The following is a 14094-nucleotide window of genomic DNA, read 5'->3' on the forward strand; positions in this document are numbered from 1 at the left end:
CGCGCCAGCGTTGCCTCCGCGTTGTGCGCAGGAACCACGATTGAAACCAAGGGATTATGCGCCACGCCGTCTTACCCGCGCCTGGCTCGGAGGTAGAACAAGAGTCCCGAAACATAGCCGGCGATCTCCTGCCAAAGGAAACGGTCCTCAGGGACGCTGCGTCCAAACAGTCTCCTGCGAACTCTTGCGAGATACCAGAGCGGCTTCCATTTGAAAGCTTGTTCCAAATTCGCCCTGACGCCAGTCCGCTCATGCTGGACGAGCAATGCGGCTGAATGACCGCGCATATAGAAGTAGATTTGTTTGGCCAGGCCCTCCATCGTCCGTCTGTGAAAGTGGAACGCGACGGAGGCAGGTTCGTAACGGCAGTCATATCCATTGGCGAGCAGCCGATACCAATATTCGGAGTCCCCCGAACATCCGGCCTGACCGACGTCGAGGCGCTCGTCAAATATCCCGGCGCGGTCGAATACTTCGCGTCGGAACGCCATGCTGGCGCCGGCACCAATTTTCCAGGAAGGAAACACCTCGTGCTTTCTCGCGGCGAAGTCGTCCGCGCGGAAGGTTTGTGATGTATAGCCCTGCCCGAAGCTCCAGAATGTCTCGAAATACCGCTGGGCTTCGGTGGCAATCTCGGCGGGCAGCACAAGGCCCGTCACGGCGCCGACCGAGCGGCTGTCGAACGCAGCAACCAATCGTTCAAGCCAATGCGGATGAAGCAGAACATCATCGTCAGTGTATGCAACGATAGCCGAGGACGCCCTCTGAGCTCCTCGGTTGCGCGCGATATCCAGGCCGGGTCGATCCTCGCGCAGGTAGATTGCACCCGCCGCCAGAACGACCTGGCGCGTTTCGTCGCCTTTCGATGCGTTGTCGACCACGATGATCTCTGCCGGCGGCAAACTTTGCTGAGGAAGCGAAGCCAGACAGCGCTGCAACTCGTTCGGCCTGTCGCGCGTGCAGATGACCACGCTGGCGCTCGGCAGGTCCAGAACCGGTGAGGTCGGGCTCGAATCTCGAGCGGCCGCAACCGGGGTAGCGCGGCACTGACCATCGCTTCCCCTGAGTAAATGCCCAACTGGCAGCCCGCCGCGCCACAAGACGATCATGCCGGGATCGCAGTCTTCAGGAGCAACTTGGATGTCTAAATCTATATGGCGGATACCTGCGCAGTCAGCCACGCCGAACATTCTTCGCAGATCTGCCTCCAGCACATTCGCGCGCCAGTTTGGTGACATCTTCACCGACTCATTTCACTATAAAGCGGCCGAAATTCGGCGTTGCGCATCCGCTTCACTCCAGCCTTGATCCAGCGAGGAACCAACCTAGCCCTGCAGTAAACGTCTATCATGTTGGGCAGGCGAGAAATCGCCGTGCGCGGATCCAGGACGAAGAGTTTCTTCGATAGTTCGCAGGCCGCGTGAAGCTGTCCGCCGATCAAAGCTCTCACCGCAAGCCAATGAATCATGTCGACCAGATGGGCATCGAGATCGCTGCCGAACTGCGGATACTTTTCGCGAAACTCGGCAAGAACGATCTCACACGAACGAAGCATCTGCATGACATCGCTCGACATGTTGACGTTTGTCATCCGGTAGCCCACGAGGTGCTGAGGCACGACGCGGAATTCGTAATTTTCCGCTATTCTGAGGCACATTAGAAGATCCTCGCAGCCCTGTGCGTTCCTGGCCCTCAGGGAAGGATCGAATTGTCCCGCCCGCTCGAATGCGGAGCGACGCATCAGCATCGAACTCCCGTTGCCGACAAAATTCATTCTGCACATCCGTTGCAGAACGCGGCCATCGGCATCGGGCCGGTTGTATAGTGAGAATACCCGGCCGTTCTCGTCGATTTGCGCAAACCAGCAATATGCCAGGCCCGCAGAAGAGCCACCTTCCTGCAGGGCGCGCAGTTGCAGTGCGATCTTGGATGGGGCCCAGAGATCATCCGCGTCGACAAACGCCAGAAACTCCGCATCGGTAGAGGCCGCACCGCTGTTGCGGGCCTGCGCAACACCGGCATTCGACCGCCTCATTAGGCGTATACGCCGGTCTTTCTCAGCACAGGAGGCCACAATCGAGGCGGATTGGTCCGTCGACCCATCGTCCACCACCACAATGTCTAGCGCCTGATGGTCCTGCTGGCAGATGCTGGTCAAGGTTGCGCGAATGGTTCGCTCGGCATTGAACATCGGCACCACGACGCCTACCCTGGCATTGTCCTGGATCATTGAAGCCTTCGTTTTCTCTGCAAGAGCCAGTAAACGACGGACGGCGCCGACATTGCGATCAGCACCGCTCTTCAATGATTGGGGCGAATTCGAGGCAAATGAGGTCGGTCATTCAGCCTGGCCTATCGTAGCTGGCGGATTCGGGCCGTGACGAAGCAACGCAAAATCCGAAAAACAGACACGTGGATCGGTCACGTAAACGCTGCCTTATTAGCCTTTACTGAATAAGCCAGTCAACCGACGCCGCGCGACACGGAATGGCAGCGGCCCGCAACGCCGGCCTGGCGCGCGTGCAGCCGAGCGGCGGATGTTAAGGCCAGACGGGCGTCCCGTCTATTTTTTGGGGGCTGTTACCAACTGGATTTGTCGCTCGCCCGGGGCGCTGCTGCGCGCGATGACGACCCGGTCGCGCCCCTCACCCTTGGCCTCGTAGAGCGCGTGATCCGCGGCATTCGTGAGTTCGGCCCAGCCCGCTCCATGCTCCGGATAAGCGGCGATCCCGAACGAAACGGTAACCGTGCCCAGCGTCCGCCCGCGATGCGCCAAGTGGAGCTGCCTGATTGCCTGGCGCAGCGCTTCCGCCCGCTCAGCGCCTTCTTCAAGCGAGCATCCCGGCATCACGAGGGCGAATTCCTCACCGCCGTAGCGCGATACGACATCGCTATCCCTCGCATGCTCGATCAAAGTGGCGGCGACTTGCTTCAATACCAAGTCGCCGGCCTCGTGGCCGAACGTGTCGTTGAACTGTTTGAAATGGTCGACGTCGAGCATCATGATCACCAGCGGCTGAGCTGACCGCTCCATCCGGCGCAGTTCACGGCTGCTGGTTTCCTCGAGATATCGCCTGTTGAACAGACCGGTGTTCGGATCGCGGATCGATTGCTGCCGCAGCGTCTCGCGCAGGCGCAGATTGGCGAGCGCCAATGCCAGCGTATCGACGACGCCGCGCAGGATCTGTTGCCTCTCAGCCAACCATTGCGGTTTGTCAGCCGCATTCGGTTCACACAAATGGAGAATACCCAGCGTTTCGCCTTGTGCCGCCAGAGGCATGCAGACGTAGCCCTTGCCGCCATTCTCGGTGATATGGGCGCAGCGTGGCGACAGCATGCCCGGGCCGGCGACATGCTCCTGGCCGCGTCGCAACGCCCAGCAGTCTTCCGGCGCAAATTGGGTAGCGCTCGACCGAACGGAGCCCCAATGCGCCACCTCTTCCACCAGGTTGCGCGAGGCGCTGGTCAGGTGGACTGTCCCGCTCAAGCCACCGAGGAACTCGGCCATGGCGGTGCCGACCACTGAAAACGCTTCAGGAAATGTAACGCAGGCCTGGAGCAGTTCGCCGAGCTTCACAAGGCGGGTGGTGGTTTCCGACTTCTCGTGCAATTCGCGGTTTAGCACCGCCAGCTGATCGGCACGCTCGTTCACAACACCTTCCGCGCGGCGCAGTTCGCTGATGTCATTGAGTGTGAGGACGAGACCTCCGTCGGACTTGCTGAGGGGACTGCAGCTCGCGATCACCGGCAAATGCGAACCATCCAATTTGGTCAGGCGCACTTCGCTCTGGTGCTGGCGGCCCGAGGTCAAGGCCAGCGCGACCGGAGACGTCCCGGCCGCGAACTCGCCGCCTCTCGGATCACGCATCGTCATGACCGAGCGCCATTCCTGGCCGACGATCTTGTCGGCGCGTCGCCCAATCATCGATGCCGCCGCAGGATTGACGCTGGCAATCCGGCCCTCACCGTCGAGGACGGCAATGCCTTCTGCCGCCGTGTCGACGATATCCTCGATATGGGCTCGCGCCGATTCAAGCTCGGCCGCCATCGTGTTGAAGCCATGCGCCAGCTGGCCGAACTCATCCTTGCGATTGTGAATTATACGCGTCGTGGCATCGCCTTTGGCCAGCGCTTCCATGCCTTTCGTCAGGTCCGAAAGCCCGGCGCCGAAACGGCGCAGTAGCGCCGCCGCGAATCCCGCCGCAACCAGCATGGCGGCCGCCGCGCTGAGGCCAATCAACCAAAGCATGTTGCTGGTGCGCCGTTCGGCATCGCCTAGCAAGGGGTCGTATTCCAAGAGCACGGCGCCGATGATCGTGTCCTCGGGATGCTCGACCGGAACGACCAATAAGTCGTTGATCTCGTGAGGATCATTGAACCTGCGTGGGACGCCATCCTCCAGCGTCTTGCCGACTTCATTGCCGGGGTCATGATCGAACTTGTCGCCGATAGTGTGGTCTTCGTCGGAAGCGTGGGCCAGGAGGATCTTGTTGCGGTCGACGACGAGGAAATCTCTGCGCGAATCGTGATGCTGATGCTCCAGAAACTCGCGCAGCGCGTCTGGTCGATCGAGCAGCGAAGGTGCCCCATCGGATGACTTGAAGACGACCGTGTTGGCCAATTCCCGCGCGACATTGGCCGCCTCGGTCAATCCCAACGACCTGATCGCGGCCATCTGTGTAAAAATCGCAACGCCGCCTACCAGCCCGATCAAAGCCGAGGCGGCCACCATGCTGAGAATGATTTGGCTCTTGATGCGCACGTCACGGGCCTGCTGAGGACGACGGCATCGTACATGCCCCGATCGAGCCAACATTTCACACTGAATATTTTATTACCAAATGCTTATTAACGTACTAACGATAAGCCAATCAGGCGGCGTTCTTTTGCCGCTTCGGCTCACGGCGATTTGTCGTACGCCTCCATAATGGTGGGCCGCGCCCGGCCGGAGCGCAAAAGGGAGCTTCGGGTCGCAGTCGCCCGCGGCAGTTATCCACCCTGCCGCAAGCCAATGTCGCTCTCTGCTCTGGGCGATCCGCTCCTCAAAAGGTGGCTGCTTCGGGCAAGCCTTCCAGACAAAGCCATTCATGCTTCCTGTGAGGCCAATGGAGCATTGTCGGGGCGGGAATTTCGGTCCTCACGCCGCTCGGCTTTAGCCTGAACGATGCGGTGACAGTCATGTCGGCCTGGGGCAAGCACCACGAGACATGGAAATCTCGGCGTAAAGCGGCCTGACGCGGGCGGTGTCGCGCCGGTTTAGTCGCCCAGCATCGACATGCTCAGCGCGGGCTTTGAGCCGAAGCAATGCCATTGCTGCAGTGGCGACTTGGCGTCTCAGCTGCGATTGCGCAACGCGTCGACCAGCACCGCAAAGGCCAGCGAGTTCTGCCTTCGGCTCGGGGTGACTATTTTTCCCGCATGGCTCGGCGGAAGTTCTGCGTGATTGGCTCGGCGAGGTAAGAAAGCACGGTGCGAGCACCTGTCCGGATCAGCGCCTCGCTCGACATGCCCGGCAGCAGTTTACGGCCCTCCAGCTTGGCGAGTTCGCTCTTGTCGATCAACACGGTTGCGGCGAAATACGGTGCGCCGCTGCGCTCCTCCACCATGCGGTCAGCCGACACGATCTCCACGACGCCGTCGAGTGGCGGCAGGTTGTAGCGGGCGAAGGCCGGGAAGCTGACGCGCGCCGGCTGTCCGGGGGCGATCGTCTCGACATCCTCTGGTTTGACCATAGCCTCGACCACGAGTTGTTGTCCGAGCGGCACGACTGTCATCAATGTCTCACCGGATTTCACGACACCGCCCGCCGTGTGGACCTTCAGGTCCATGACGATGCCGTCAACCGGTGCGACGACGTTGGTACGGGTAAGCACGTCCTTGGCGGAACGCTCCTCCTGTCTGAGGTCAAACAACTCCGCCTCGACCTTGCTCAACTCCTCGACGGCCTGGTTCAGCCGCACTGTGTTGAGGTTCAAAATTTGCATCTCAATCTCGGCCATGGCGCTTCTGGCACGAGCGATTGCCGCGACGTTGGTAGCGCGCTCCCCCTCGACCACCCGCTGTTGTCGTCTGAGCAACAGGTTCCTCTCGCGGGTGGTCAGCCCCTTTTTGAGCAGACTTTCAAGATCTTTGGTTTCACCCTCGATCGCCTCGATCTGCTTGTCCTCGGTGACGATAAGGTCCTCCAGTCCCGTTATCTCTTCCTCGGTCTGGTGACGGCGCTGGCTGAGAATTTCCCGCTCGTCCTTCAAGTTGTGGTGCTTCGCCGCGAACACGTCACGCTGTGCGGCCACCGCGTCCTTTACGGCGGTGGCGGGATCTGCGAGCAACGCCGGATCAAACTCGATCTCGGCCTTGCCGTCACGCTCAGTCCTGAGACGCGCGGCCAGCGCCTCACGCGTTGCTATCCGGTTCTGGATCAGGTCAAGCTGCGCCGTTGCCTGTGTGTTGTCGAGTCGGATGAGGACCTTGCCCGCCTTGACGATATCACCGTTGGCGGCGTTCAACTCCGCGATGATGCCGCCCTCGAGGTGCTGGATGAGCTTGCGCTCGCCGGCGACCTTGATAACGCCCGGAGCCACTGCGGCGCTGTCCAACGGTGCCAGCGCCGCCCAACCCCCGGCCACGCCGAAGAACAGGAACATGATCGCGAACCCGGTGCACGTCACGCCCGTGAGACGCAGGGGTACCGGTTCCAGCACGGAGGGTGGCGGGACGGGTAACGGCACGACGTTCAATTCTGGAGAACGGCTCATGCTTCTTTGACCTCTTTGATTTTTTTGACTTCCTTGACCACTTCGAGGGTTGGCAGCTGGGCCACCTTGCCGGCGCGGTTGGCGAGTTCGTTGAAGACATAGTCGCGCGGACCGAAAAGGTCTTTCTGGCCGCGGTTGAGGACCAACACCTTGTCGACCTTCTCCATGATGTTCGGGCGGTGTGCGATCAAGATGATGGTCGTTTTCGTGGCCTTGGCGATACCGATGGCGGCGGCCAATGCGTCTTCGCCCTCTTTGTCGAGGTTGGAGTTGGGTTCGTCGAGAATAAGGAGCGCCGGGTCGCCGTAGAGTGCCCGCGCCAGCCCGATGCGCTGGCGCTGTCCGCCCGACAACACCGCGCCTGCCTCGCCGATCTCGGTGGCGTAACCCTTCGGCAGCCCCTTGATCAGTTCGTGGACGCCCGCCAGCTGCGCGGCGTTGACCACGTGCTTGAAGACCGCGGGGTTGAGCGTCGCGAAGCGGCAGATGTTTTCGGAGACGGTACCGGCGAAGAGCTCGACGTCTTGCGGCAGGTAGCCGACGTGACGGCCCCGGTCCTCCGCCGCCCATTGGGCGACGTCCATGCCGTCGAGCAACGCGCGGCCTGCGGATGGGCGCCAAGCGCCGGCCAACACTCGCGCCAGACTCGTCTTGCCGGCCGCGCTCGGGCCGATCAACGCCATCACTTCGCCCGGGTTGAGTTGGAAGCTGATTCCTTTCAGAATCGGCTCGCCGCCGCCCTGCCGGGCGAGTGCGATGTTCTCGGCCTCAAACTTACCTTTCGGGCGCGGCAACGGTAAGGCCGGCGTGGCCTCCGGGTGCTGTCCGGCGACTGCGACGAGACGTTTGTAGGCGTCGCGGGCCCCCACCGTCGCCTTCCACGTGCCGATCGCTTGTTCGACCGGGGCCAACGCGCGGCCCATCAGGATGGAGGCGGCGATCATGATGCCGCCGGAAGCCTCGTTCCGCAATACAAGATAAGCGCCGAGGCCGAGGATGGCGATCTGGAGGGCCTGACGGAAGGAGCGCGCGATGGCCGAGATTGTGCCGCCCCGGCTGCTGGCGCGGGAATGTCCGTCGTTCGCCTCGTCCTGGTGGACCTTCCAAGTTTCGAGCAGGGGCTTCAACATGCCCATAGACTGCACGACCTCGGCGTTGCGGATCACGGCCTCAGCCTGCGTGTAAGCCCGCGACTGCGAGCTACCGGCCTCCGTCAGCGGCTTGCGTGTGATGTACTCGTTCAGCAACGCCAGTGCGAACAATACAATCCCGCCGCACAATGCCAGCCAGCCCAACCAAGGGTGCATGAGGAAGATAGCGGCGAAGAAGATCGGTGCCCAAGGCGCGTCAAGGATCGGGTAGATACTCGGGCTGGTGAAGAAATTTCGTACCTGGTCGAGGTCACGCAGCGGGCGGGAGGTAACCTGACCGGGCGCGGCGGCCGCGTACTCTACCGATGCGGTCAGGAGAACAGGCGCCAACCGCGCGTTCATCCACGTTCCGACTTTGGCCAGCAGGCGCTGGCGCACGACTTCCAGTGCCGCCATTGTCGCCAGCGCCGTCGCCGCCATCAACGTCAAAACCACCAGTGTCTCCGTGCTGTGGCTGCCCAACACGCGGTGGTAGACCTGGAGCATGTACAGCGCCCCGGTCAGCATCAGCATGTTAATACCGGCGCTGAACCAGATAAGCGGCTTGACCGCGCGTCGGGCCTCTTTCATCACCACCTGCAGGGCAGGGGGATGTGGGTTAGCTGGTTTCACCATGTCATGTCTCTGTGCTCTGCCTGCGGGTTGCAACAGGTTCCACATACCGCCCGGAAAATTCCGTGCACTCGACGGGGTGGTAGAGGGGAGGCAGCGTTAACTGCCTCCCCCTGGTTCAGTGCTTAGACGATGAAGTCGTTGCTGACGTTCACTGGGATGAGCTGCGTTTCAGTCGGATCGCCGTCCGCGTCTGCCATCGCGAAGCTGAACTCGAGGTTGGCGTCGATTGTCCCACTGGTCTGCTGCACAAACCCGATGTCCACGATCTTCAGGACGTCGTTATCGGTCGGGTCCCATGCCGTCAGACCAGAGGTGGCATTGCTGTCACCGCCCGCTCCGATGGCCCCGTTCAGGTTGATGGCGGTACCCGTCAGCCCATTGGCGCTCTGCATGATCTGCACGCCCTGGATCTGGAACGTCTCGGTGCCATTATTGTAGTCGTTGCTCTCCAAGATCAGGAGGGCATCGTTGTTATCGAGCGTGAACTCGGTGTTGTACGGGAAGGGCACATTGGCGTTGCCCTTGATCAGGTCCGAGTTCTGCACGTTGACGGCCCTGGTGATCTCATTGCCGTTGGCGTCCTTGAGATCGAGGATCAGGACCAGGTCCTCACCGTTGCCAATGCCGTCGAACTTGATCACGACCCCACTGGCAGATGTGGTCGGGTCAAGCCTCTCGGTGCCGCCCCCGGGAGCATTCGGGTTGACGTCGCCCAGGATGTTCTCCTGGAAGAACCGCAACGTCAGCACTTCACCCTTCTGGATCGTGTCACCGGCGACCCCGTTTGTCGCCCGGGTTGCAGACACCCAGTCTTCGCGGGTGTTGGTGATCATGTCGTGGGTGGCACCACCGTTGTTGAACGTGGTGTCACCAACGGTCGCTCCGTCGCCGGTCGAGTTGAACCCGAAGCCGATCTGCTGGGTGGTCGAGTTTGCGGTGAACTGCACGAAGAACGGATTCGGATCGCCGTTCGGCGTCAGCTGCTCCGCGACGATCAGCGGGTGTCCCGTGTTGCCGGTGGGTGCTTTCGCCACCAACTCGCTGGTGTGCAGCACGTCGAAACTGAACCCGTCGATCACGTCGGTCAGGGTGAAGGTGTAGGTGTCGGCAGCCTTGTCGAAGACAAGCGTGCCGCCCGCCGTAGCGTCCTGCACACCAGCCGTGATTGGGTCCTTGTCGTAGTGGAACGAGAAGGCAAACGACGCAGATGTAGCGGTCTCAGCCGTGCGGGTTGCGACCGCTTGGGTGATGTTCGGGTTCTGCGTGTTGTCAACCGTGCCGGTGAGCCCGATCTGGATGCCCGCCAAAGCAAGGTTGGCATCGACAAAGTCGGTAGCACCCGCCGCATAAGCTGCGGCCGTGTGCTTGTCCACCATGTCGTACCCGAAAATCCCGCTGGCCGTCTGTCCCACCGCGTTGCCCAGATGCTCGGGGGTTTGGATGCCCGCAGTAATGGGATCAGCGTCGAACGGTGCCGTGATCGTCGGGTCGGTGTCGTTGAAGGTCAGCGACAGCCCCGAGCTCGCGCTTTGCGAAGACACGACGTCGTTGTCGCCGTCCGTCACCGTCACCGTCGACACCACGTTGATCAGAGTGCCGAGGTCGAGCGAGTTGTCCTCGCCCACGCCTTGCGGCGCGTTCGAGTGCTCAAGGGCAACCAACGACGTCAGCGTCACCGTCGTGCCAGACAGCGTCACCGTGAACGCCGTCGCATCGAGCACGGTGTCGCCGTCGCTGTCGTACTGGCCCGAGATCTGGCTGGCCGAGTCGGCCACCAGCGTGATCGCATGGTTGCCCGCCGTCGTCAGCAGCCCGGTCGCCGTCCCGCCCGCCAAGGCCAGCGCGTAGCTCACATTCGTTGTGAAGCCGTCGACCGCGCTAGCCGTGACGGTCGGCGGCGTGATCGTCACCTGCCTCTGCCCGCCAGCCCCGCTCGCCTCGACCACCTCGGCGGCGCCAACCGTCGGCGCGGCCGTGATCGAGAGCGTCGGATCGGTGTCGTTGAAGGTCAGCGACAGCCCCGAACTCGCGCTTTGCGACGACACGACGTCGTCGTCGCCGTCCGTCACCGTCACCGTCGACACCACGTTGATCAGACCGTTGAGGTCGAGCGTGTTGTCCTCGCCGACGCCTTGCGGCGCGTTCGAGTGCTCAAGGGCAACCAACGACGTCAGCGTCACCGTCGTGCCAGACAGCGTCACCGTGAACGCCGTCGCATCAAGCGTGTTGTCGCCGTCGCTGTCGTACTGGCCCGAGATCTGGCTGGCCGAGTCGGCCACCAGCGTGATCGCATGGTTGCCCTCCGTCGTCAGCAGCCCGGTCGCCGTCCCGCCCGCCAGGGCCAGCGCGTAGCTCACATTCGTTGTGAAGCCGTCGACCGCGTTCGCGGTGAAGGTCGGCGGCGTGATCGTCGCCTGGCTCTGCCCGCCAGCCCCGCTCGCCTCGACCACCTCGGCGGCGCCAACCGTCGGCGCGGCCGTGATCGAGAGTGTCGGCCCATCATCGTCAAAGTTGATGAAGGAGCCGACCTGTTCGCTGTAGGCGTTGGTGTTCGTCACCGAGAAATGGAACTCGGAGATGTCGAGCCCTTCGTTTGAATCGACCGACGAAACCTGCAGCCGATCCATTGGGCTGCTGGTGGTGACATCGACGATGGTGACGTTATCGAGGTCGGTGATGGTGACGATGCCGGTGCCGAGCCCGCTGACGGTGACGTTGCCGCTCCCCGTGGCATAGGTGCCATTGGCTGTGATGGTGGACGCAACCCCTGATTCACCCGTCAACTTGAGGCTGGTGATGTTCACGGAGCTGGTCGTAGTACCGTCAAAGAAGTCCGTGCCTTGCTCGTTGCCCGCATTGTTGAAGGCGGCGATCCTGACGTCCACCCGATCAGTCGGATTACCAGGCGTGACCTGGTTGATCGTGAACCCGGCCTGCGTGACAGTCTCGAGATGGCTGCCGTACTGGATTTGCGAGGCACTACCTGCGTTCAGGTTACCGCCGGTCACAAAATCGACCTGGAGCGTTTCGTTCGGATTGATGCTCTGGTTGTTGACGCCGAAGCCCTGTGTACTCACATTGGCGGTGCCACCGTTCAAACCTATCACCAGAAGTTGCTTGGAAGCGTCAGTGGACGAATTGATGAGGTAGAAATCATTATTGCCGGGCGCGGCGGCGGAGCCTAAGAAACTAGCCACGCTGGTCCCCGCGACCGAAGCGAACACCTTATTGGACAGATCGATGCGGTCGTCCGGGTTGGTCTCGTCCGGATGGAACAACGGCACATACTGGACCGTGTACAGGTTCGCCTTGGTGTTGCTGGTGCTGTTCAGCCCAAGCGAGAAGGCGAGCGGACCGGTTGGGTCGGGCGCGACGGTCCCGTCAGAGGTACCGATGACGCCGATCACGACGTTTGCATGAGTTGGGTCTTGGAACAGCCAGACATAATTGCCATCGACCGTCTGAATGTCGCTGTTCACGCCGACGGTGGTGGAAAACGGGGTTCCATTGAGATTCTGGGAGAGAACGACCGAGGTGATGGTTTCCCCTGCACTCGCCGAGGCGACCACGAAGTCGGTCTGGAAGGCGACCTCCGGTGAAGTCAGCCCACCCGCATCGTCGAGACCTAGGAGATATTGCAGCGTGGGGTCGGTGAGGTGCGGCGCAACGGACGGGTTAACATCATCGTCCTGAAGACCGGTGGTCTCGTCGATGATGATGTCTTGAGCTACGATGTCGAGTGCCATGGAGATTCTCCTTGGTTAAAACGCATCAAAAAAAGGGAACCAGCCCCAGATGCCCAGAACTATCCGGCCAAAGTTACCTGAGACATCCGATGACGCCGGAATGCACCTGCATGGGTGCACCCTGATCGCGTACTGAATGGCGGCCCTCAATTGTCATTGTGCCGCCGATGAAGAGGACGCGTCCATTCGCGGTTCGATAGTGTTATGGTGAATACCCCTGCCCGATCGAACGATATAGATCCTTCGATAGGGTCGAGCCGCGACAGGCGCTTGCGGGTGGCAGCGTCGGCATGCGGGGCGATCGATATGCTGGGGGCTTCCGGCCTGTTGCCGGTATCATGCTGACGAAGGCGGCATCGACGCCTGGCCGAAGGTTATGATCAAAGCCCGCTTTTGTGGCCCGTTCCGAGGTGGTCGGCACCTTTGTCAAACGTCGCCCAGGCCAATTCAGCCCTGCTGCCGAGGTGGAGCTTTTCGTAGACGTGGTGCAAGTGCATTTTCACCGTGCCCTCGGATACGTGCAGCTGCTCGGCAATGTTCTTGTTGCGGAACCCGCGCACGACGAGGCTGGCGACTTCGGCCTCACGTCCTGTAAGCGCGCGTGGGGGGTGATGCAGCACTTTCGGCATCACCAGCTGCTGGAGGATATTATAATCGATCCATTTTCGACCGGCCCCCACCGCGCTGACACATTCGATAAGGTAGCGGTGGCTGACGCCGTCCAGCAACAAGCCGTCGGCGTCGAGTGCCTGCATCTCCTTGACGTCGAATTCGCTCTTTGGCTGCAGGATGAAAATGATGCCCAGGGCGCTATTGCTGGCCCTTAGCCGAAAAGAAAGGGTGGCTGTCTGCCGATCCGCAATGTCCAAGCCTATGATAGCAATGTCAGGCCGATGACGCTCCACATGGGGAAGAACGTCCATTGTGCGGTGGCAGTCTGCAACAACGCTGTGTCCGGCCTCCCGCAGAACCCACTCCAGACCGGCGAGATAGACCCCCCGCGGGTCCGCAACAACCAAAGTCGCCATGCGAACACCGTCCCCAAAAAACGCAATGACTTACTTAATTATCAATGAATCAGGAGAGCAGAGCTTCGAGCTATTGTCAAGAAGATACTAATATAGATGAAGCTATAACAGTAACCTAAGGTAGGCCCTGCCAGACCGGGCTCCCTAGCCCTGGCACGCATGTCAGTACCGTCGCTGATGCTGCGTCGGGTTGGCTCGCGGCGCGCTTTAGGCAGGCCAAGGCGCGCCTTCGTCGATCTGCAAGAAAGCGCGCGTGTAGCTCCATGCCCGGCTGGTTTCCACGTCAGCCAGGTTTGAGCCGGTTGGCCCAATCTGGACGCAAGCCGGACTTCCGGCCGTCGAGCCATCTCAGGTTCTGCCCTTGGCGACCATTCAAGCAAAACCCGCCCCGGTCTCCGGAGCGGGTCTGTTGCCTGAGGCGGAACTCAACACATGTCCGCGCCAGCAAGGTCGCCTCGATATGCTGAAGATCCGGTTAACCGGCCAGATTTGATTCAAATACGCCTGTGGATATTTGTCTTTGGGTAAATCGAGATTGCCATCCTTGTCGGACGGCGGGCAAAAGGAGAAATCCATGACTAGCGACTTTGCCGCCGCCCATCTCCACCTCGAACGAGCCTGCCATTATTTGCGCGGCGATGACGAGACGAGCAGCATGGCTCGTGCGGCTCTGGATATTCTGATCGATGCAATCGTCGCGGCCCAGTACAAGCGTCCGCCCGCAGACATCATGGAATTTCCCAGAACGGCAAAGCGGCAATAGTCGAGAGGCGGCCCCGGGGCTCGCACAAAACCAACC

Annotated in this window: 8 protein-coding genes; 1 reads left to right on the forward strand and 7 read right to left on the reverse strand. The window is 61.2% G+C overall.

Features of this window, described 5'->3' with window-relative positions; all coding sequences use genetic code 11:
* Positions 1–71: 71 nt before the first annotated feature.
* The 7 genes from NKH73_RS28255 to NKH73_RS28285 all read right to left on the reverse strand — a co-directional run bounded on the left by NKH73_RS28255 (position 72) and on the right by NKH73_RS28285 (position 13295).
* Positions 72–1238: a glycosyltransferase family 2 protein gene (locus tag NKH73_RS28255; protein ID WP_352937836.1), complete on the reverse strand. Its 1167-nt coding sequence runs from the start codon at positions 1236–1238 to the stop codon at positions 72–74.
* 2 nt (positions 1239–1240) lie between these two features.
* Entirely contained in the window at positions 1241–2230 is a 990-nt protein-coding gene (locus NKH73_RS28260) for a glycosyltransferase family 2 protein (protein ID WP_352937838.1), read from the reverse strand.
* A gap of 333 nt (positions 2231–2563) precedes the next feature.
* On the reverse strand, positions 2564–4762 hold the full coding sequence (locus tag NKH73_RS28265) for a sensor domain-containing diguanylate cyclase (RefSeq protein ID WP_352937840.1): 2199 nt from the start codon (positions 4760–4762) through the stop codon (positions 2564–2566).
* Positions 4763–5405: 643 nt separating this feature from the next.
* Positions 5406–6755 carry an HlyD family type I secretion periplasmic adaptor subunit gene (locus tag NKH73_RS28270; protein WP_352937841.1) on the reverse strand — a complete coding sequence of 450 codons (1350 nt, stop codon included), beginning with the start codon at positions 6753–6755 and terminating at the stop codon, positions 5406–5408.
* Positions 6752–8521, reverse strand: a complete 1770-nt coding sequence (locus NKH73_RS28275) for a type I secretion system permease/ATPase (RefSeq protein ID WP_352937843.1) — start codon at positions 8519–8521, stop codon at positions 6752–6754. Before NKH73_RS28275 ends, NKH73_RS28270 begins: the two co-directional genes overlap by 4 nt.
* Before the next feature lie 122 nt (positions 8522–8643).
* Positions 8644–12267 (reverse strand): beta strand repeat-containing protein, encoded by a 3624-nt coding sequence (locus NKH73_RS28280; RefSeq protein WP_352937844.1) that lies wholly within the window; start codon positions 12265–12267, stop codon positions 8644–8646.
* 380 nt (positions 12268–12647) lie between these two features.
* Positions 12648–13295 (reverse strand): response regulator transcription factor, encoded by a 648-nt coding sequence (locus NKH73_RS28285; protein ID WP_352937845.1) that lies wholly within the window; start codon positions 13293–13295, stop codon positions 12648–12650.
* Between the two features lie 574 nt (positions 13296–13869).
* Between NKH73_RS28285 and NKH73_RS28290 the strand changes: the two genes are divergently transcribed.
* Complete coding sequence (locus tag NKH73_RS28290; protein ID WP_352937846.1) at positions 13870–14058, forward strand: hypothetical protein; 189 nt, start codon at positions 13870–13872, stop codon at positions 14056–14058.
* Positions 14059–14094: the final 36 nt, after the last annotated feature.

The sequence above is a fragment of the Mesorhizobium sp. M0938 genome (genome assembly GCF_040319125.1).
Lineage (GTDB): Bacteria > Pseudomonadota > Alphaproteobacteria > Rhizobiales > Rhizobiaceae > Mesorhizobium > Mesorhizobium robiniae.

Excerpts from the sequence above, each read along its gene's own strand:
- NKH73_RS28290 (WP_352937846.1), top strand. The coding sequence starts at position 13,870 with ATGACTAGCGACTTTGCCGCCGCCCATCTCCACCTCGAACGAGCCTGC.
- NKH73_RS28275 (WP_352937843.1), bottom strand. The coding sequence starts at position 8,521 with ATGGTGAAACCAGCTAACCCACATCCCCCTGCCCTGCAGGTGGTGATG.
- NKH73_RS28270 (WP_352937841.1), bottom strand. The coding sequence starts at position 6,755 with ATGAGCCGTTCTCCAGAATTGAACGTCGTGCCGTTACCCGTCCCGCCA.
- NKH73_RS28260 (WP_352937838.1), bottom strand. The coding sequence starts at position 2,230 with ATGATCCAGGACAATGCCAGGGTAGGCGTCGTGGTGCCGATGTTCAAT.
- NKH73_RS28280 (WP_352937844.1), bottom strand. The coding sequence starts at position 12,267 with ATGGCACTCGACATCGTAGCTCAAGACATCATCATCGACGAGACCACC.
- NKH73_RS28255 (WP_352937836.1), bottom strand. The coding sequence starts at position 1,238 with ATGTCACCAAACTGGCGCGCGAATGTGCTGGAGGCAGATCTGCGAAGA.
- NKH73_RS28285 (WP_352937845.1), bottom strand. The coding sequence starts at position 13,295 with ATGGCGACTTTGGTTGTTGCGGACCCGCGGGGGGTCTATCTCGCCGGT.